The organism is Paraburkholderia sp. 31.1 (assembly GCF_014397645.1).
Taxonomy (GTDB): Bacteria; Pseudomonadota; Gammaproteobacteria; order Burkholderiales; family Burkholderiaceae; genus Paraburkholderia; species Paraburkholderia tuberum.
The window spans coordinates 15,265-32,587 of sequence record NZ_VZQN01000027.1 but is presented as its reverse complement, the minus strand read 5'-3'; the positions used below and the strand labels follow the sequence as shown (position 1 = coordinate 32,587).

Below are 17,323 nucleotides of genomic sequence, written 5' to 3'. Positions count from 1 at the left end.
ATATTCGACATAACGTGCATACCGTTGAGCGGAAACGGAAAAATTCCGGAAGCTTCCGCGAACCCAGGTAAAATACGTTTTTAACCAGCTTACGAAACAACATGTCTGCCAGCGCAGTGAATGTGAACCCCGGGCGCAACGTCGTCGTCGTGGGTACCCAATGGGGTGATGAGGGCAAGGGCAAGATCGTCGACTGGCTGACGGACCACGCTGAGGGCGTCGTTCGCTTCCAGGGCGGTCACAATGCCGGTCACACGCTTATCATCGGCGGCAAGAAAACCATCTTGCGTCTGATTCCGTCGGGCATCATGCATCCCGGCGTCGCGTGCTACATCGGCAATGGCGTCGTGTTGTCGCCGGAAGCGCTGTTCAAGGAAATCGGCGAACTCGAAGCCGCCGGCATCGACGTCCAGAAGCGCCTGTTCATTTCCGAAGCCACCACGCTGATCCTGCCGTACCACGTCGCGATCGACCAGGGCCGCGAAGCGCGCCGCGGCGCGAGCAAGATCGGCACGACCGGCCGCGGCATCGGCCCGGCCTACGAAGACAAGGTCGCGCGCCGCGGCCTGCGCGTGCAGGACCTGTTCGACGCGCCAGCCTTCGCCGAGCGTCTGCGCGAAAACCTCGACTATCACAACTTCGTGCTCACGCAGTACCTCGGCGCCGCCGCGGTCGACTTCCAGCAAACGCTCGACACGATGCTGAGCTACGCCGACCGACTGAAGCCGATGGTCACCGACGTGTCGCGCCGTCTCTACGACGTCAACGCGAACGGTGGCAATCTGCTGTTCGAAGGCGCGCAGGGCACGCTGCTCGACATCGACCATGGCACCTATCCGTTCGTCACCTCGAGCAACTGCGTCGCGGGTGCCGCGACGGCGGGCGCGGGCGTCGGTCCGCAGAAGCTCAACTACATCGTCGGCATCACGAAGGCGTACTGCACGCGTGTCGGTTCGGGCCCGTTCCCGAGCGAACTGTACGATGCGGACAATGCCTCGCGCCAGGACCCGATCGGCCTCGAACTCGCCACCGTCGGCAAGGAATTCGGCTCGGTCACCGGCCGTCCGCGCCGCACCGGCTGGCTCGACGTCTCCGCGCTGCGTCGCTCGATCCAGATCAACGGCGTGACGGGGCTGTGCATGACCAAGCTCGACGTGCTCGACGGTCTCGACGAAGTGAAGCTGTGCGTCGGCTACACGATCGACGGCCACAACGTCGATCTGCTGCCGCGCGGCGCGACGGAAGTCGCGCGCTGCGTACCGGTCTACGAAACCTTTGCGGGATGGAAGGAAAGCACGGTCGGCATCAAGGAGTGGGACAAGCTGCCCGCCAACGCGCGTGCGTACCTGACGCGCGTGCAGGAGGTCGCGGGCATTCCAATCGACATGGTCTCCACCGGTCCGGACCGCGACGAAACGATTCTGCTGCGTCATCCGTTCAAGGTCTAAGCGATGCAAGGTGTACCCATGATCGCGATGAAAGATCCGCGCAACGACGACAAGAACCTGTGGGTCGGCTGGGACGAATATCACCGGCTGATCGAGATGCTCGCACTTGCCGTGCACGAATCGGGCTGGAAGTTCGACAAGATCCTGTGCCTCGCGCGCGGCGGTCTGCGCGTCGGCGACCAGCTGTCGCGCATCTACGATCTGCCGTTGGCGATTCTGGCAACGAGCTCTTATCGCGAGGCAGCGGGCACGCAGCAGGGCGAACTCGACATCGCGCAATACATCACGATGACGCGCGGCGAACTGCACGGTAACGTGCTGCTCGTCGACGACCTCGTCGATTCGGGCGTCACGCTCGCGCGCGTGCAGCAGCATCTGAAGGAACGCTATCCGGCCATCACCGCGGTGCGCTCGGCCGTGCTGTGGTACAAGGGCTGCTCGAAGGTGAAGCCCGATTACCACGTGCAGTATCTGCCGACCAACCCGTGGATTCATCAGCCGTTCGAGGAGTGGGACACGGTGCGTCCGCATAACCTCGGCGCGTGGATCAAGCGCGGCATCGCCCAGGCCGATGAGGCGTCGGGCAATTGACGCGAAGCCGCGCGCCTCACGCTTTGTCGCATCGGATCTCGTGCGTCATCGCGGTGTCACAAAACGGAGCCCAGTCGGGCTCCGTTTTTTTATGCGTCAAGCGCCGCGCCAGGACGTCCGCACCGCGGCAGGCGCGTCCATATCGCAGTGCTACACTGCGCGGACATCCACGTGGCGTATCCACAACAAGCCGGGCGGTACCGGATGGGCAGTTTAAAATAGCGGTCGTTTTTTCCGCCCCGGAACGGATTTCCTCGCGTCCATGACAGATAACAATCACGTACACAAACAGCCACTGCCTTCCCTTGCGATTGCCGCGATCGGAGTGGTGTTCGGCGACATCGGTACGAGCCCGTTGTACGCACTGAAGGAAGCCTTCAGTCCGTCGCACGGCATCCCGTTGACCGATCAGTCGATCCTTGGCGTTATTTCGCTGCTGTTCTGGGCAATCGTGATCGTGGTCGGCGTCAAGTACGTGCTGTTCGTGATGCGCGCCGACAACAACGGCGAGGGCGGCGTCCTCGCGCTGATGGCGCTGGCGATGCGCTCGGTCGATCAGAAATCGAAAATGGCCGGCCTTCTGATGATGCTCGGCATCTTCGGCGCCTGCATGTTTTACGGCGACGCGGTGATCACGCCGGCAATCTCGGTGATCTCGGCGGTCGAAGGTCTCCAGATCGCCGCGCCGCATCTGGCGCATCTGGTGATTCCGCTGACCATCGTGATCCTGATCGTGCTGTTCTGGATCCAGCGGCACGGCACGGCCACGGTCGGCCGTCTGTTCGGGCCGATCATGACGCTTTGGTTCCTCGTGCTCGCCGTGCTCGGCCTGTGGCACATCATGCAGTCGCCGAATGTGATCCAGGCGCTCAATCCCTACTACGCGTACACGTTCATGGCCGCGCACGTACTGCAGGCCTACGTGGTGCTCGGCTCGGTCGTGCTGGTGCTGACCGGCGCGGAGGCGCTGTACGCGGACATGGGCCACTTCGGCGCGCAGCCGATCCGCATGGCGTGGTACGTGCTCGTGATGCCTTCGCTCGTGCTGAACTACTTCGGCCAGGGCGCGCTGCTGATGCACGACCCAAAGGCGATCGAAAATCCGTTCTTCCTGCTCGCGCCGGACTGGGCGTTGTTGCCGCTCGTCGTGCTGTCGACGGTCGCGACGGTGATCGCGTCGCAGGCGGTGATTTCGGGCGCGTACTCGCTGACGAGCCAGGCGATCCAGCTCGGCTACGTGCCGCGCATGAAGGTCCTGCACACGTCCGAACTCGCGATCGGGCAGATTTATGTGCCGGTCGTGAACTGGATGCTGCTGTTCATCATCCTGTGCATCGTGATCGCGTTCAAGAGCTCGGACAATCTGGCGGCCGCGTACGGTATCGCGGTGACGGCAACGATGGTGATCACGACGATCCTTGCCTGCGTCGTGATGGTGAAGGTGTGGAACTGGAACAAACTGCTGGTTGGGCTCATTATCGGCGTGTTCATGGTGGTCGACCTGGGCTTTTTCGGCGCGAACCTGCTGAAGGTCGAAGAGGGCGGCTGGTTGCCGCTGTGCATCGGCGGCCTGCTGTTCTTCCTGCTGATGACGTGGTTCAAGGGCAGGATGATCGTGAAGGAACGCACGGCCGCCGACGGTATTCCGCTGATGCCGTTCCTGCAAGGCCTGCTCGCGCATCCGCCGCATCGCGTGTCGGGCACCGCGATCTATCTGACCGGCAGCGATTCGCTGGTGCCGGTGAGCCTGCTGCACAATCTGAAACACAACAAGGTGCTGCACGAGCGCACGATCTTTCTGACCTTCGTCACGCGCGACATTCCGTACGTGAAGGACGCCGATCGCGTGACCGTGAAGGACATGAACGGTGGCCTGTGGCTGGTGAAGGCAGCCTACGGCTTTAACGAAACGCCCGACGTGAAGGCGGTGCTGCTCGACGTCGGCCGCACGCACGACATGAGCTTCGAATTGATGGACACGTCATTCTTCCTCGCACGCGAAACGGTGGTGCCGACGCAATTGCCGGGCATGTCGGTATGGCGCGAGCGTGTGTTCGCGTGGATGCATCAGAACGCCGCGAAGCCGACCGACTTCTTCAGCATCCCGGCTAACCGGGTCGTGGAACTGGGAACGAAGATCGAGATTTGACGGCTCGCGCGTGACGTGCGGGAGCGCAAACAAAAAGCCCACGCATTGCGTGGGCTTTTTGTTCATGCGCGCGTGCAAGCGGTTGAGCGCGCGACGCAGTCATGTCACGGACCGGAGCGCGTGCGACGACGTGCTCCGGTCCGTGACGCTCACTTCTGCTTGAGCTTCGCAAACGCAGCCGCCATCGCGCCGCCCGGCTCCGGTTCGCGCGAGCGTTGCGGCGCACCGCGTCCCGCTCCGCCGCGATTGAAGCTGCCGCCCGAGCCACCGCGATCCTGCTGCGCACCGCCGCCGCTGCGCGCGGCCGCTGCACCGGGTTCGTCGTCGAGACGCATCGTCAGTGCGATACGCTGGCGCTTCACGTCGACTTCGAGCACCTTGACCTTGACGATCTGACCGGCTTTCACGACCTCATGCGGATCCTTCACGAACTTCGTCGACATCGCCGACACGTGCACGAGGCCATCCTGATGCACACCGATGTCGATGAACGCGCCGAACGCCGCGACGTTCGTCACGACGCCTTCGAGCACCATGCCCGGGATCAGATCGCTGACCTTCTCGACACCTTCGCGGAACGTCGCGGTCTTGAACTCGGGACGCGGATCGCGGCCCGGCTTCTCGAGTTCGACCAGGATGTCGCGCACGGTTGGAAGACCGAAACGCTCGTCGACGAATTCGGTGGGTGACAGTCCGCGCAACGCGTCGCGATTGCCGAGCACTTCGCCGACCTGCTTACTGATCTTCGCGAGGATGCGCTGGACGACCGGATACGCTTCCGGGTGCACCGACGAACGGTCGAGCGGATTCTCGCCGTTATTGATGCGCAGGAAGCCGGCAGCTTGCTCGAAGGTCTTGTCGCCGAGACGCGGCACCTTGCGTAGATGCTCGCGCGACGGGAACGGCCCGTTCGCATCGCGATAGTCGACGATGTTGCGCGCGAGCGTTGCGTTTAAACCCGACACCCGCGCGAGCAGCGCGACCGACGCGGTGTTCGCATCGACGCCGACCGCATTCACGCAGTCCTCGACGACCGCGTCGAGCGAGCGCGCGAGTTCGCGCTGGTTCACGTCGTGCTGATACTGGCCGACGCCGATCGCCTTCGGCTCGATCTTCACGAGCTCGGCGAGCGGGTCCTGCAGACGTCGCGCGATCGACACGGCGCCGCGCAGCGACACGTCCATGGCGGGGAATTCCTTCGCGGCAAGCTCGGACGCCGAGTACACCGACGCGCCGGCTTCGGACACGACGATCTTCTGCAGCTTCAGCTCCGGATGACGCGCGATCAGCTCGCTCGCGAGCTTGTCCGTCTCACGCGACGCGGTGCCGTTGCCGATGCTGATCAGCTCGGCCTGCGTTTGCGCGGCGATTCGCGCGAGCTTCGCGAGCGAGCCGTCCCAGTCGCGGCGCGGCTCGTGCGGGTAGATCGTGTCGGTCGCGAGCACCTTGCCGGTGCGGTCGACCACCGCCACCTTCACGCCGGTGCGCAAGCCCGGATCCAGACCGATCACGGCCTTCGGACCAGCCGGCGCCGCGAGCAGCAGGTCCTTCAGATTGCGCGCGAACACGCGGATCGCTTCGTGTTCGGCTTCGTCGCGCAGATTGGTCAGCAGCTCGTTTTCGAGGTGCGGCTGCACCTTCACGCGCCAGCACCAGCGGCACACGTCGGAGAGCCACTTGTCGGCGGGGCGGTTCTGATTGGCGATGCCGAAGTGCCGCGCGATCAGCGCTTCGCCCGGGTGCGGCACCTGCGCGTCGAGCTCTTCGCCAAGGCCGAGCTTGATCATCAGCACGCCGGCATTGCGGCCGCGGAACAGTGCGAGCGCGCGATGCGACGGCACCGTGCGGATCGTTTCCGCGTAGTCGTAGTAGTCGCGGAATTTCTCCTCTTCCGCGGTTTCCTTGCCTTCCACGACCTTCGACGACACCACGCCCTGGTTGAACAGATAGTCGCGCAGCTTGCCGAGCAGCTCGGCGGTCTCGCCGAATTGTTCGGAGAGGATGTCGCGCGCGCCGTCGAGCGCGGCCTTCACATCGGCGACGCCTTTGTCCGCGTCCACGTACGCCGCGGCTTCGGCTTGCGGATCGAGCAGCGGATTGCCGAGCAGCGCGTCGGCGAGCGGCTGCAAGCCGGCTTCGCGCGCGATCTGCGCGCGCGTGCGGCGCTTCGGTTTGTATGGCAGATAGAGGTCTTCGAGCACCTGTTTGCTGTCGGCGCCTTCGATCGCGCCGCGCAGCTCGTCGGTGAGCTTGCCCTGTTCGTCGATGCTCGCGATGATCGCCGCGCGCCGGTCTTCCAGCTCGCGCAAATAGACTAGGCGTTCCTCGAGATTGCGCAGTTGCGTGTCGTCGAGATTGTCGGTCACTTCCTTGCGATAACGGGCAATGAACGGAACGGTCGCGCCTTCGTCGAGAAGTTCCACTGCGGCCGCGACCTGGCGCGGCTGGACGGACAGTTCGGTGGCGATGCGCTGGACGATCTTGAGTGCTACGGTTTCCGTCATAAGGTCTTGGTGTTCCTGCGGACTCAGTGATGGGCCGCGCGCGGGCGGCAAATCGGGACAGGCCGGGCATGTGCCGCGACCAAGTCTAGAGCGGGGCATTTTGCCATAAATGCCAAAGGGCTCAACCGTGGGGTGTTAGAATTTCGGGCATGTTCCGTTGACCCTCTACGACGTTGCCAATCTCCTTGTCCCTCAACCGCCTGGTCTCTTCGCTGGCGTCAGGTTCACTGCCGGGTTCACTGCCGGGTTCGTCTCAATTGCCGCTGGTTTCTTTGCGCTCGTTCGGTCGGTCGGCTTTAACGGCCGCCGCGTCGTGCGTGATCGCCGCAGCGCTCGTCGTGCCGGTGTCGGCCGTGGCGCAAAGTGCGACGCCGGCGCAAGGTACGGGACCCGTCGCGGCCTCGGGCCCGCAAGCCGCCGCAACCGCCGACGGCCCTCAAAGCGCAAGTGACGTAGCCGTGCTGGACAAGTCGTTCGACGAGCGGCAACAGGTGCTCAATCAGCGCACCGACGACAACAACTATCAATTCGCTGTCGCGCAACACAACTGCTACAGCCGCTTCTTCGTCAATCACTGTCTGAACCGCGCACGCGACGCGATGCGCAGCGTGCAGGCGGACATCCGCAAGGAACAGCTCGCGCTCGACGCCGAGCAGCGTGCGCAGCGCGCCCGTGAACGCGACGAACGCACCGCGTTGCGGCGCGCGCAAAACGAGGCGGAAGCGCCGCAACGTGCCGCCGAAGACGCGCGCAACGAGCAGGCGTATCAGGAAAAGCAGCATCAGCACGCGCTCGATCAGGCGCAGCACAACGCCGAGGCGCCGCAGCGCGAAGCCAATGCGCAGGCCTACGCGGAGAAGCAACGTCAGCACGCGCTCGATCAGGCGCAGCGCAACGCCGCGGCACCGCAGCACGAAGCCAATGCGCAGGCCTACGAGGAGAAGCAGCGCCAGCACGCGCTCGATCAGGCGCAGCGTGGTGTCACGCCTGCGCAGGCGGCGGCCAATCAGAAGGCCTACGACCAGAAGCAGAGCGACTACCAGCGCAAGCTCGAGGAAGCGCGTCGGCAGGGTGCGCAAAAGGCCGCGGAGCGCCAGCAGAAACAGGAGACTTTCGAGCGGAAGCAGGCCGAGGCCGCGCAGCACAAGCTCGATGTCGAAGCACGTCAAAAGCAGGCCACCGAGAAGGCCGGGCAGAAGCGTCAGGACGAGTTGAAGCAGCAACAGCTCGAAGAGCAGCAAAAGCAGCAACAAGAGCAACAGTAAGCGTGCTGTAGTGGCTGTATCGTAGAGTAAGCCGTGGCGGTCGTGGCCAGGGCCGCCGTAGTCGCCGTAATGCGTTTTGAGGCGGACAGCAACCTCAGGCATCGGACCGCGCGCACGCGGTTCGTGCCGCCGACCAGAGGAGGCGAGCATGCGCGATCGTCATCACGTCATCGACGCAAACACACTTCGCGACCGCATTCTGCAACTGGAATCGGAGCATAGTGGACTCGACCGGTTGATCGACCGGATGTCGGATGAACCCGGCATCGACGACTTCGAGTTACAGCGCCTGAAAAAGCGCAAACTTAAAGTCAAGGACACCATCATCTTGCTGCAATTGCAGCTCGAACCGGACGCGCGCGCCTGAGTTCGCGGCCTGGCAGGCGCCGGGCGCGCAGCGCGCGAGCCGGACTTAGCAGGAACGCTTGCCTTGAATTCATCGCATGACACTTCATCCCGGGCCGCGCCGGACAACGCATCTGCTTCGGGCACGCCCGCGCCGCGCGCGGCAGCACCGGTGCCAGGTGTGTCGCTGAATCGGCGCCGCGCGAGCGAGCTCGACGACATCTTCGCCGACAACGGTCTGCTCGCACGGCAGATCGACGGTTATCGGCCGCGTGCGTCGCAGATCGAGATGGCGCGCGCGGTTGCCGCGGCGATGGAGGCGTCGGGCCGCGCGATGCCCGAGCCCGCGATGTTCGAGACGCAGAAGCGCCCGGCGCGGCGCCTGCAGCAGACCGGCGCTGAAGCCGTCTCTGAGTCGACCGGGAGCAACGCGCAAGCCGATGGTGTCGACGGTGGTGAGAATACGCTGATCGTAGAGGCGGGTACCGGCACCGGCAAGACCTATGCGTACCTCGTGCCGGCCATGCTGTGGGGCGGCAAGGTGATCGTCTCGACCGGCACCAAGCATCTGCAGGATCAGCTGTTCCAGCGCGACATTCCGACCGTGCGCGACGCGCTCGCGGTGCCGGTGTCGGTCGCGATGCTGAAGGGCCGCGCGAACTACCTGTGCCACTACTACCTGCAACGCACCGCGGACAACGGCCGTCTGCCGTCGCGCCAGGAGACCTCGTATCTGCAGGACATCGTGCGCTTCGCGAAGATCACGCGCACCGGCGACAAGGCCGAACTCGCGAGCGTGCCGGAAACGGCGCAGGTGTGGTCGATGGTCACGTCGACGCGCGACAACTGTCTCGGCCAGGAGTGTCCCCACTACAAGGACTGCTTCGTGATGCAGGCGCGCCGCGAAGCGCAGCAGGCCGATATCGTGGTGGTCAACCACCATCTGTTTTTCGCCGACATCATGCTGCGCGATACCGGCATGGCGGAGCTGCTGCCGACTGCGAATACGGTCATCTTCGACGAAGCGCACCAGTTGCCCGAAACCGCGACGCTGTTTTTCGGCGAGACGCTATCGACCGCGCAGTTTCTCGAACTCGCACGCGATTCGGTCGCCGAGGGCCTCGGTCACGCACGCGATGCGGTCGATTGGGTCAAGCTCGGCGCGACGCTCGAGCGCGCCGCGCGCGACGTGCGGCTCGCGTTCAAGGAAGACTCGGTGCGTCTGTCGATCGGCCAGCTGCCCGACGATCACCCGCTGTTCGCCGCGCTCGAGACGCTCGATGCCGAGCTCGACGCGTTGGCCTCGGTGTTGGCGGGCCAGGCCGAGCGAGCCGAATCGCTCGGCGCGTGTTTGCGTCGCGCGCGCGAGTTGCAGGACGTGCTGAGCGGCTGGACCATGCCACCCACGAGTGCAGAACGCGACGCGGTTGCGACCCGCGAGGGTGACGCCAGCGCGGAGCGCGCCGATCCGAATGAAAAGGTGCGCTGGATCGAGGTGTTCTCGCAGACGGTGCAGCTGCACGAAACGCCGTTGTCGGTCGCGCCGATTTTCGCGAAGCAGCGCGCCGGCGTACCGCGCGCGTGGATCTTCACATCGGCGACGCTGTCGGTGCGCGGCGACTTCACGCACTATGCGGCGCAGATGGGCTTGAACTCGAAGCGCTCGATGACATTGCCGAGCCCATTCGACTATCCATCGCAAGGGCTTCTGTACGTACCGCGCAATCTGCCACAGCCGTCATCGCCGATGTTCACCGACGCCGTGTTCGATGCCGCATTGCCCGCGATCGAAGCCTCGGGCGGCGGCGTCTTCATGCTGTGCACGACGCTGCGCGCGGTGGATCGTATCTCGGCGAAGCTGCGCGACGCGATCGAGTCGCGCGGCTGGGACTATCCGCTGCTCGTGCAGGGCGACGCGAGCCGCACCGAACTGCTCGACCGCTTTCGCGCCTACGGCAATGCGATCCTGGTCGGCAGTCAGAGCTTCTGGGAAGGGGTGGACGTGCGCGGCGACGCGCTGTCGCTGGTCGTGATCGACAAGCTGCCGTTTGCGCCGCCGGACGATCCCGTGCTGGCCGCGCGGCTCGACGCACTGACGAAGAAGGGCTTGAGCCCGTTCGCCGTGCATCAGCTGCCGCAGGCCGTCATCACGCTGAAGCAGGGCGCCGGCCGGCTGATTCGCGCGGAGACCGATCGTGGCGTGCTGATGATCTGCGATACACGTCTCGTCGATAAACCTTATGGCCGCCGCATCTGGCAGAGTCTGCCGCCGTTCAAGCGCACCCGCGAGATCGACGTGGTGCGTGAGTTCTTTGAGGAGAGCGCTGGGCCAGCGGCGCCGGTTCGATAGGGGATGTGTTCCACACATGCGACGAGCTCCGCAGCGGAAAGCGGCCCTGAATGACAAAACGCCACGGATGTGAATCCGTGGCGTTTTTCTTTGCCCGTTTGCGGCCCGCGCCGTTTCCGGCCAGCCTCCAAACGTTTCGTGCGCAGGCGCTGTAGCGGGAGCGCCGCTACAGCGCCGAACCGTTGCGGCTTACTGGCTTGCGCCTGCTGCCGGCGATGCTGCTTCAGCCGGCGATGCCGCCTCGGCCGGCGATGCTGCTTCGGCCGGCGATGCTGCTTCGGCCGGCGATGCCGCAACTGCCGGCGATGCTGCTTCAGCAGGCGATGCTGCCGCCGGTGCGGACGCAGCTTCCGACGGTGCAGCAGCCTGATCGTTGCTCTTGTTGCATGCAGCGAGTGCCACAACTGCCAACAGGGATGCTACGAGGAGGGATTTCTTCATGATCACGTCCTTTTATGGTTTAAAGGTAAGCAACAGCGCAAAATAAAACCGGTAATGTGCTCCAACACCGACCTGGGCCGCTGGTGGAGATGCTCTTTTGACGAGCTGGAATCTTCCCTACGGCTTGGGCGGAAATTATATGCACTTTCGTACTGACAGTCGATAAATGCGGGTCAATACGTTGTCTTTCTCATACAAAATTTCACCGTACGGTATAACAGGCGGGCAGAGTTACGCAATCTCGCCTACCTGTATCCAGCCCGCACAATACCACTCGTGTAGCAGTGCTGTCACCGATGAATCGTGTGATAGTGTTACAAAGCGTATCGCACTCATGCACCGCAGATTTGCGAGTTCAAACAGCCATTTTTTCACGCCGGTCCACGATATTTCTTCTCCATTTACGAAGAAAAAACGTCGTTCATACAACAGGTTAGTCTTGCGATCGAGCCGTAGACCGGATCTCGACGCCGCGCCGATGAAACGGGCTTCGTTGAGCGGCCGTTGCGGCGGATCGAAGACGACACTCGGCTTGGGTTCGCTGAGGTACGTGCCAAGGAACGACGCAATGTCCTGCTCATTCCATCGCACTTTAGCAAGCATCGCGCCCACCCGTTCGACGAGCGCCGCGGGCAACTCGGCCGGCTGTTCGACGGCGGCCTGCCGTGGGTCGCGATAAAGGGCGCCCGCCTTGCCCGTGGCCTCTCCGCGCTCGGCCAGGTGGTAGAGGAACTGCGCGGTCAGCTCGCTTTCGGAGGGCGCGCGAAAACCGATCGAGCAGGTCATGCATTCGCCCTCGGCGATGCCGTCGTGCGCGATGTGCGGCGGCAGGTACAGCATGTCGCCGGGCTCGAGTACCCACTCCTGTTCGTGCTCGAAGTGCTGTAAAACCTTCAACGGCAAGCCGGGCTGCAGCGTCAGATCTTTCTGCGCGCTAATGCGCCAGCGGCGCTTGCCTTTTACTTGCAAAAGAAACACATCGTAGGAATCGAAGTGCGGGCCGACGCCGCCGCTATCGGTCGCATACGAAATCATCAGGTCGTCGAGACGGGCGTCCGGCACGAAACGGAAACGGTCGAGCAACGCGCGCGCGCGGTCGTCGTGCAGATCCACGCCCTGCACGAGCAGTGTCCATGCGCGCTGTTTGACGGACGGCAGTTCGTCGGGCGCGAACGGGCCGTGCTCCAGCTGCCATTTGTTGCGCAAGTGCGTGATCAGGCGCGCTTCGATGTCGTCCCGATCGGCCAGCTCGAACAGCTCGTCGCGCGACAGCGGCGCTTCGATGTCCGGAATCGCCTGACGGATCAGCAGCGGCTTTTTCTGCCAGTAGCGGCGCATGAATTGCGACGGGCTCAGATGGCCGAGAAGTGCGGTCGGAACGTCGGGCGAGGGCGGAAGAATGGGCCGCGTGGCCGGCTTTGCAGCAGACGGCGAATTGCTTGCCGAACCTGCATCGGCCGGGAGGTGGGTGGGCCGCCTGGGCATCGTATAATGTGAGTTGTATTCTGGAGAATCGAATGAAAATCGCAAAGAACACCGTCGTGTCGGTCGCCTACAAGCTGTCGGATGCGCAGGGCAATCTGATCGAGGAAAGCGAAGAGCCGATGGTCTATCTTCACGGCGGCTATGATGGCACGTTCCCCAAGATCGAGGAAGAGCTCGACGGCCAAGAGGCTGGCTTCGAGACCCAGATCCAGCTCGAGCCGCAAGACGCGTTCGGCGAATACGATCCTGACCTTGTGAAGATCGAGCCGCGCGATCGCTTCCCGGAACCGCTCGAAGTCGGCATGCAGTTCGAAGGCACCCCGGAAGATGGCGACGAGGAAATCGATGCGCTGGTGTACGTGGTGACCGACGTCGCGGAAGACAAGGTCGTGCTCGACGGCAATCATCCGCTCGCCGGCATGGCGCTGCGTTTCGCGTTGACCGTCAAAGACGTGCGTCCGGCAACTGAAGACGAAATCCAGCACGAGCACGCGCATGGCGCGGACGGCCTCGAAGTTCTCGACGACGATGAAGACGAGGACGAAGAAGACAGCTCAAAACCGACCCTGCACTGAGCTTGCGGGCATGCGCGGTGTCGTCGCGGGGGCAGACGGCACCGATGCGGGCAACGCAGGCGAGGCTGGCAGTATCGACCCCGGCGGCATCGAGATAGCGGGCCCATAGTCGCCGCCGCCCTGGTCGGACGGGATGCGCGGCTGCTGCTCCTGCGACTCTCCAGGTGCCTGCAATACGGGCGGCAATTCCGACGCCGGCCCGAAACCTTCCACATTCGGCATCTCCGGCGCAACCGGCATCGACGCGCCGGATTCGTCGCGCGGCGATGCGGGCGGCAAGACCGGCGGCGTGGTGGGCAGCGGCATCTGCTTCGGCACGTCGCGCACGCTGACTCCGAACGGCGGCTTCCTGCCGAAATCCGCTTCTATCTGAATCCATTGGTTGAGACGATCATGCGGCGCGAGCGCAATGCGCGTGAGGTTCGTCACGACCATCCCCTTGTCGTTGCGTAGCGGCTGATCGATGACGAAACCGCCGGCCGGCCGGTCGTCGTCTGCATGAATGACGACCACGGGTCCGGGGAAAATCTGCGCGAGCTTGACCAGACTGCGCTTGAATTCCAGAAAGCCGTCGCGGCGCGAGCTATGTGCGAAGTGCAGCCAGGCGAACCGTTCGGGTCGCTCGTAGCGCTCCGGGTCGAAGTCGCCCTGAATGAACACGACGATCGCGCGCGCGTCGCGGCGCTTCGCGTATTCGGCCGCGTGCTCGAGCCAGAATGCGTTGGCGATCACGCGATCTTCGAACTCGCCGTTGCGGCCGCCCGCGCTCAGGTAGTGGTTGTTCGGACCCGGCGCGTTCAGGCCGATGAAGACGATGTCGCCGGCGTTGGTGTTCGCTTTGTCGTTCGTTTTTTCGTTGACCACCCAGCGCACGTTTTCACGGAACGGGCGGAAGCGCGACACCTCGCTCTCGCGCGTCAACGCGATCGGGTTCTGCCCCATCGACGTTGGATCGGCGAACAGCGTTTGCCGCAACTGGTCGAGCCGCTCGACCGGATCGAAGCCGCCGGCTTCCGCCGTGCCGCAATCGACCCAGTCATGCTGGCCGGGGATAAAGAAGAGGGCAGTGCGCGAGCTGTCGAGCAGCGCGTGGCGGCGCTCGAACAGCGCGTCGCGGCAAACTTCCTTCGGCCCCTTCAGATTGCCGTCGTAGACGATGAAGCGCACGTCGCGCTCGCGGCCGATCGCCTCGAGCAGCCGTTGCGTGGCGGCTTCGTCGGCGGGGCTGTGCATCGTGCCGGAAATCACCGCGAACGCGAAGCGCGAGGCCTCAGCGCGCGCCGGCGCGGTCCATGCGCACACTGCCACCAGCACGACGATGCCGCCTGCCGGTGCGAGCACGTGGCGCAGCGCCGCGCGAAGCCCGCGCGGGCGCGGCGGGTGTCCCGGCGTGTCAGTGGTCCGCATCCGGCGCGACGGCCAGTTCATGCAGTTCGTACAGCAGATCGAGCGCTTCGCGCGGCCGCAGATCGTTCGGATCGATGCCGCGCAGACGCTCGACGAGTGTCTGCATCGCGGGCGACGCAGGCGTTGCGTCGCTCGCCGCCTCGTGGTCGTCGTCCGTGTCTTCGGCGAGCATGGCAGGCTGCGTCGCGAACAGATCGAGTTGCGGCGCGGGCTGCGCGGCCGATTGCTGCTCCAGATGCGCGAGATGCTTGCGTGCCGCGCGGATCACCGCGTTCGGCACGCCGGCGAGCTGCGCGACCTGCAGACCGTAGCTCTGATTGGCGGGCCCTTCGTTGACCGCGTGCAGGAACACGATGCCGTGCCCGTGCTCGACTGCCGACAGATGCACGTTGGCCGCGTGCGGAAACTCCGCGGGTAGTTGCGTCAGCTCGAAATAGTGCGTCGCGAACAGCGTGTAGCAGCCGTTGTGGGCGAGCAGGTGGCGCGCGATCGCCCACGCCAGCGCGAGGCCGTCGAACGTCGACGTGCCGCGGCCGATCTCGTCCATCAGCACGAGGCTTTGCGATGTCGCGTCGTTGAGGATCGCGGCGGCTTCGGTCATCTCCACCATGAAGGTCGAGCGGCCGCCGGCGAGGTCGTCGGCCGCGCCGATGCGCGTGAAGATGCGGTCGATCGGTCCGAAGGCCGCGCGCCGCGCTGGTACATAGCTGCCCACGTAAGCGAGCAGCGCGATCAGCGCGGTCTGGCGCATGAAGGTCGACTTGCCGCCCATGTTGGGACCGGTGATCAACAGCAGCTTGCGCTCGGTCGCGAGTGAGCAATCGTTGGCGATGAACTGCTCGACCTGCGCCTCGACCACCGGATGACGACCCTGCTCGATGTCGATACCCGCGTTTGCCGAGAACGTCGGCGCAACCCAGTCGAGTGCGCGAGCGCGTTCGCCGAGCGCGGCCAGCAGATCGAGTTCGGCGAGCGCGAGCGCAACGCGCTGACAGTCGGGAATGAACGGCAGCAACGATTGCAGCAACGCGTCGTACAGTGCGCGTTCGCGCGCGAGCGCGCGTTCCTGCGCGGACAGCGCTTTGTCCTCGAAGGTCTTCAGCTCGGGCGTGATATAGCGCTCGGCATTCTTCAGCGTTTGCCGACGGCGATAGTCGTCCGGCACCTTGTCGGTCTGGCCGCGCGTGACTTCGATATAGAAGCCGTGCACCTTGTTGTACTCGACGCGCAGATTGCTGATGCCGGTGCGCGCGCGTTCGCGTGTTTCGAGATCGATCAGGAACTGTCCGCAGTTCTCCGAAATATCGCGCAGTTCGTCGAGCTCGGCGTCATAACCACGCGCGATGACGCCGCCGTCGCGCACCATCGCGGCCGGCTCTTGCGCGACCGCGAGCTTCAGCAAATCGGCGCACGCGTGCGGCGGTTCGAGCGCCGCGTCGATGCGCGCGAGCGAATCCGCGTTCGAGGCCACCGCCGCGAGCTGCGCGCGCAATGCAGGTAGCGCGATGAAGGTATCGCGCAGGCTCGACAGATCGCGCGGCCGCGCCGACAGCAGCGCGAGACGTCCGGTGATCCGTTCGATGTCCGAAATCTGCCGCAATGCGCTGCGCAAGGTATGGAGGTCGGCGCCCGGCGGCGTGTCGAGCAACGCGCCGATCGCCTGCTGACGTGCCTGCGCCACTGCCGAATCGCGCGGCGGATGATGCAGCCAGTGCCGCAGCAGGCGGCTGCCCATCGTCGTGCAGCAGGTGTCGAGCAGCGAGCACAGCGTCGGCGATTCGGTGCCGCGCAGTGTCTCCGTGAGTTCGAGGTTGCGGCGCGTGGCCGGATCGAGGCCGATGTATTCGGATTCGTATTCGACCTTCAGGCTGCGCACATGGCGCAGTTGCTGGCCCTGCGTGGACGCCGCATACAGCAGCAACGCGCCGGCCGCGCCGCACGCGCAGCCGAGCGAATGCGCGCCGAAGCCGTCGAGGCTCGCGACTTCGAGCTGGTCGCACAGGCGCTTCGTGCCCGAGGTGATATCGAAGTGCCAGGCTGGTACACGCTTGAGCGCGCTGGCGTTGACAGGCGGTGTCCAACTGGTCGAATCGGCGGTGGCGTCGGCGACCAGAATTTCCGCGGGACGGATGCGCTCCAGCGCGGCGGCGACCTGATCGGGCGCGACTTCGGCGAGGCGCAGCGCGCCGCTCGCGAGATTGAGCCATGCGAGACCGACGCTCGTGGCGACGCCGCGGCGATTGTGCGCGACGCCCAGCGCGAGCAGATAGACGTCGCTCTTGTCGGACAGCAGTGCGGCGTCGGTCAGCGTGCCAGGCGTAACCACGCGCATGACCTTGCGCTCGACCGGGCCTTTCGAGGTGGCCGGGTCGCCGATCTGTTCGCAGATCGCGACCGATTCGCCGAGCTTCACGAGCTTGGCCAGATACTGTTCGACAGCGTGATGCGGCACGCCGGCCATCTTGATCGGATTGCCCGCCGACGCGCCGCGCTGCGTGAGCGTCAGGTCGAGCAGGCGCGCGGCTTTTTCCGCGTCGTCGAAAAAGAGTTCGTAGAAGTCGCCCATCCGGTAGAACACCAGCGTGCCCGGATGCTCCGCCTTGATGCGCAGGTACTGCTGCATCATCGGCGTGTGTTGTGCGACGTCGTTGGCCGCTGCGGTTTGAATACCCATCCTTCGTGTCTTCTTGCGGTAGATGCTCAGGGCGTGAGTTTAACCCGCCGGCGCGGCGAGCGGACCCTGGCCGAACGGACGATGCCCAA

The 17,323-nt window shown here is 64.5% G+C and carries 12 protein-coding genes; 7 read left to right on the top strand and 5 right to left on the bottom strand.

From position 1 onward, the window contains the following. Positions 1-101 precede the first annotated feature (101 nt). The 3 genes from F6X37_RS21220 (at position 102) to F6X37_RS21210 (ending at position 4,188) form a co-directional block, all read left to right on the top strand. Entirely contained in the window at positions 102-1,448 is a 1,347-nt protein-coding gene (locus F6X37_RS21220; protein WP_187612657.1) for an adenylosuccinate synthase, read from the top strand. A gap of 18 nt (positions 1,449-1,466) precedes the next feature. Further along, on the top strand, positions 1,467-2,039 hold the full coding sequence (locus F6X37_RS21215; RefSeq protein ID WP_167368598.1) for a phosphoribosyltransferase: 573 nt from the start codon (positions 1,467-1,469) through the stop codon (positions 2,037-2,039). A gap of 262 nt (positions 2,040-2,301) precedes the next feature. Beyond that, entirely contained in the window at positions 2,302-4,188 is a 1,887-nt protein-coding gene (locus tag F6X37_RS21210; protein WP_187612656.1) for a potassium transporter Kup, read from the top strand. Between the two features lie 149 nt (positions 4,189-4,337). Here the strand turns inward: F6X37_RS21210 and F6X37_RS21205 are convergent, their stop codons facing one another. Beyond that, a complete protein-coding gene (locus F6X37_RS21205; protein WP_187612655.1) occupies positions 4,338-6,692 on the bottom strand; it encodes a Tex family protein in 2,355 nt (784 codons plus the stop codon). 317 nt (positions 6,693-7,009) lie between these two features. On the opposite strand from F6X37_RS21205, the gene F6X37_RS21200 reads away from it, so the two are divergent. The 3 genes from F6X37_RS21200 to F6X37_RS21190 all read left to right on the top strand — a co-directional run bounded on the left by F6X37_RS21200 (position 7,010) and on the right by F6X37_RS21190 (position 10,652). Beyond that, positions 7,010-7,957 carry a hypothetical protein gene (locus tag F6X37_RS21200; protein ID WP_316251989.1) on the top strand — a complete coding sequence of 316 codons (948 nt, stop codon included), beginning with the start codon at positions 7,010-7,012 and terminating at the stop codon, positions 7,955-7,957. 148 nt (positions 7,958-8,105) lie between these two features. Further along, on the top strand, positions 8,106-8,324 hold the full coding sequence (locus tag F6X37_RS21195) for a DUF465 domain-containing protein (protein ID WP_013089766.1): 219 nt from the start codon (positions 8,106-8,108) through the stop codon (positions 8,322-8,324). 63 nt (positions 8,325-8,387) lie between these two features. Then, the gene (locus tag F6X37_RS21190; protein ID WP_187612653.1) at positions 8,388-10,652 is read left to right on the top strand and encodes an ATP-dependent DNA helicase; all 2,265 of its coding nucleotides are present in this window, start codon (positions 8,388-8,390) and stop codon (positions 10,650-10,652) included. A 189-nt stretch (positions 10,653-10,841) separates the two neighbouring features. Here the strand turns inward: F6X37_RS21190 and F6X37_RS37010 are convergent, their stop codons facing one another. Both F6X37_RS37010 and F6X37_RS21185 read right to left on the bottom strand, forming a co-directional pair. Continuing rightward, the gene (locus tag F6X37_RS37010; RefSeq protein ID WP_167368596.1) at positions 10,842-11,093 is read right to left on the bottom strand and encodes a hypothetical protein; all 252 of its coding nucleotides are present in this window, start codon (positions 11,091-11,093) and stop codon (positions 10,842-10,844) included. Positions 11,094-11,324: 231 nt separating this feature from the next. Next, on the bottom strand, positions 11,325-12,578 hold the full coding sequence (locus F6X37_RS21185; protein ID WP_187612652.1) for a cupin domain-containing protein: 1,254 nt from the start codon (positions 12,576-12,578) through the stop codon (positions 11,325-11,327). A 32-nt stretch (positions 12,579-12,610) separates the two neighbouring features. On the opposite strand from F6X37_RS21185, the gene F6X37_RS21180 reads away from it, so the two are divergent. Then, the gene (locus F6X37_RS21180; RefSeq protein ID WP_187612651.1) at positions 12,611-13,153 is read left to right on the top strand and encodes a peptidylprolyl isomerase; all 543 of its coding nucleotides are present in this window, start codon (positions 12,611-12,613) and stop codon (positions 13,151-13,153) included. On the opposite strand, the gene F6X37_RS21175 is transcribed toward F6X37_RS21180, so the two are convergent. Continuing rightward, complete coding sequence (locus F6X37_RS21175) at positions 13,133-14,581, bottom strand: hypothetical protein (protein WP_262419979.1); 1,449 nt, start codon at positions 14,579-14,581, stop codon at positions 13,133-13,135. The genes F6X37_RS21180 and F6X37_RS21175 overlap by 21 nt on opposite strands. Further along, positions 14,547-17,234: a DNA mismatch repair protein MutS gene (gene mutS / locus F6X37_RS21170; RefSeq protein WP_187612650.1), complete on the bottom strand. Its 2,688-nt coding sequence runs from the start codon at positions 17,232-17,234 to the stop codon at positions 14,547-14,549. Before mutS ends, F6X37_RS21175 begins: the two co-directional genes overlap by 35 nt. Positions 17,235-17,323: the final 89 nt, after the last annotated feature.

Excerpts from the sequence above, each read along its gene's own strand:
- F6X37_RS21220 (WP_187612657.1), top strand. The coding sequence starts at position 102 with ATGTCTGCCAGCGCAGTGAATGTGAACCCCGGGCGCAACGTCGTCGTC.
- F6X37_RS21215 (WP_167368598.1), top strand. The coding sequence starts at position 1,467 with ATGATCGCGATGAAAGATCCGCGCAACGACGACAAGAACCTGTGGGTC.
- F6X37_RS21210 (WP_187612656.1), top strand. The coding sequence starts at position 2,302 with ATGACAGATAACAATCACGTACACAAACAGCCACTGCCTTCCCTTGCG.
- F6X37_RS21205 (WP_187612655.1), bottom strand. The coding sequence starts at position 6,692 with ATGACGGAAACCGTAGCACTCAAGATCGTCCAGCGCATCGCCACCGAA.
- F6X37_RS21195 (WP_013089766.1), top strand. The coding sequence starts at position 8,106 with ATGCGCGATCGTCATCACGTCATCGACGCAAACACACTTCGCGACCGC.
- F6X37_RS37010 (WP_167368596.1), bottom strand. The coding sequence starts at position 11,093 with ATGAAGAAATCCCTCCTCGTAGCATCCCTGTTGGCAGTTGTGGCACTC.
- F6X37_RS21185 (WP_187612652.1), bottom strand. The coding sequence starts at position 12,578 with ATGCCCAGGCGGCCCACCCACCTCCCGGCCGATGCAGGTTCGGCAAGC.
- F6X37_RS21180 (WP_187612651.1), top strand. The coding sequence starts at position 12,611 with ATGAAAATCGCAAAGAACACCGTCGTGTCGGTCGCCTACAAGCTGTCG.
- F6X37_RS21175 (WP_262419979.1), bottom strand. The coding sequence starts at position 14,581 with ATGAACTGGCCGTCGCGCCGGATGCGGACCACTGACACGCCGGGACAC.
- mutS (WP_187612650.1), bottom strand. The coding sequence starts at position 17,234 with ATGGGTATTCAAACCGCAGCGGCCAACGACGTCGCACAACACACGCCG.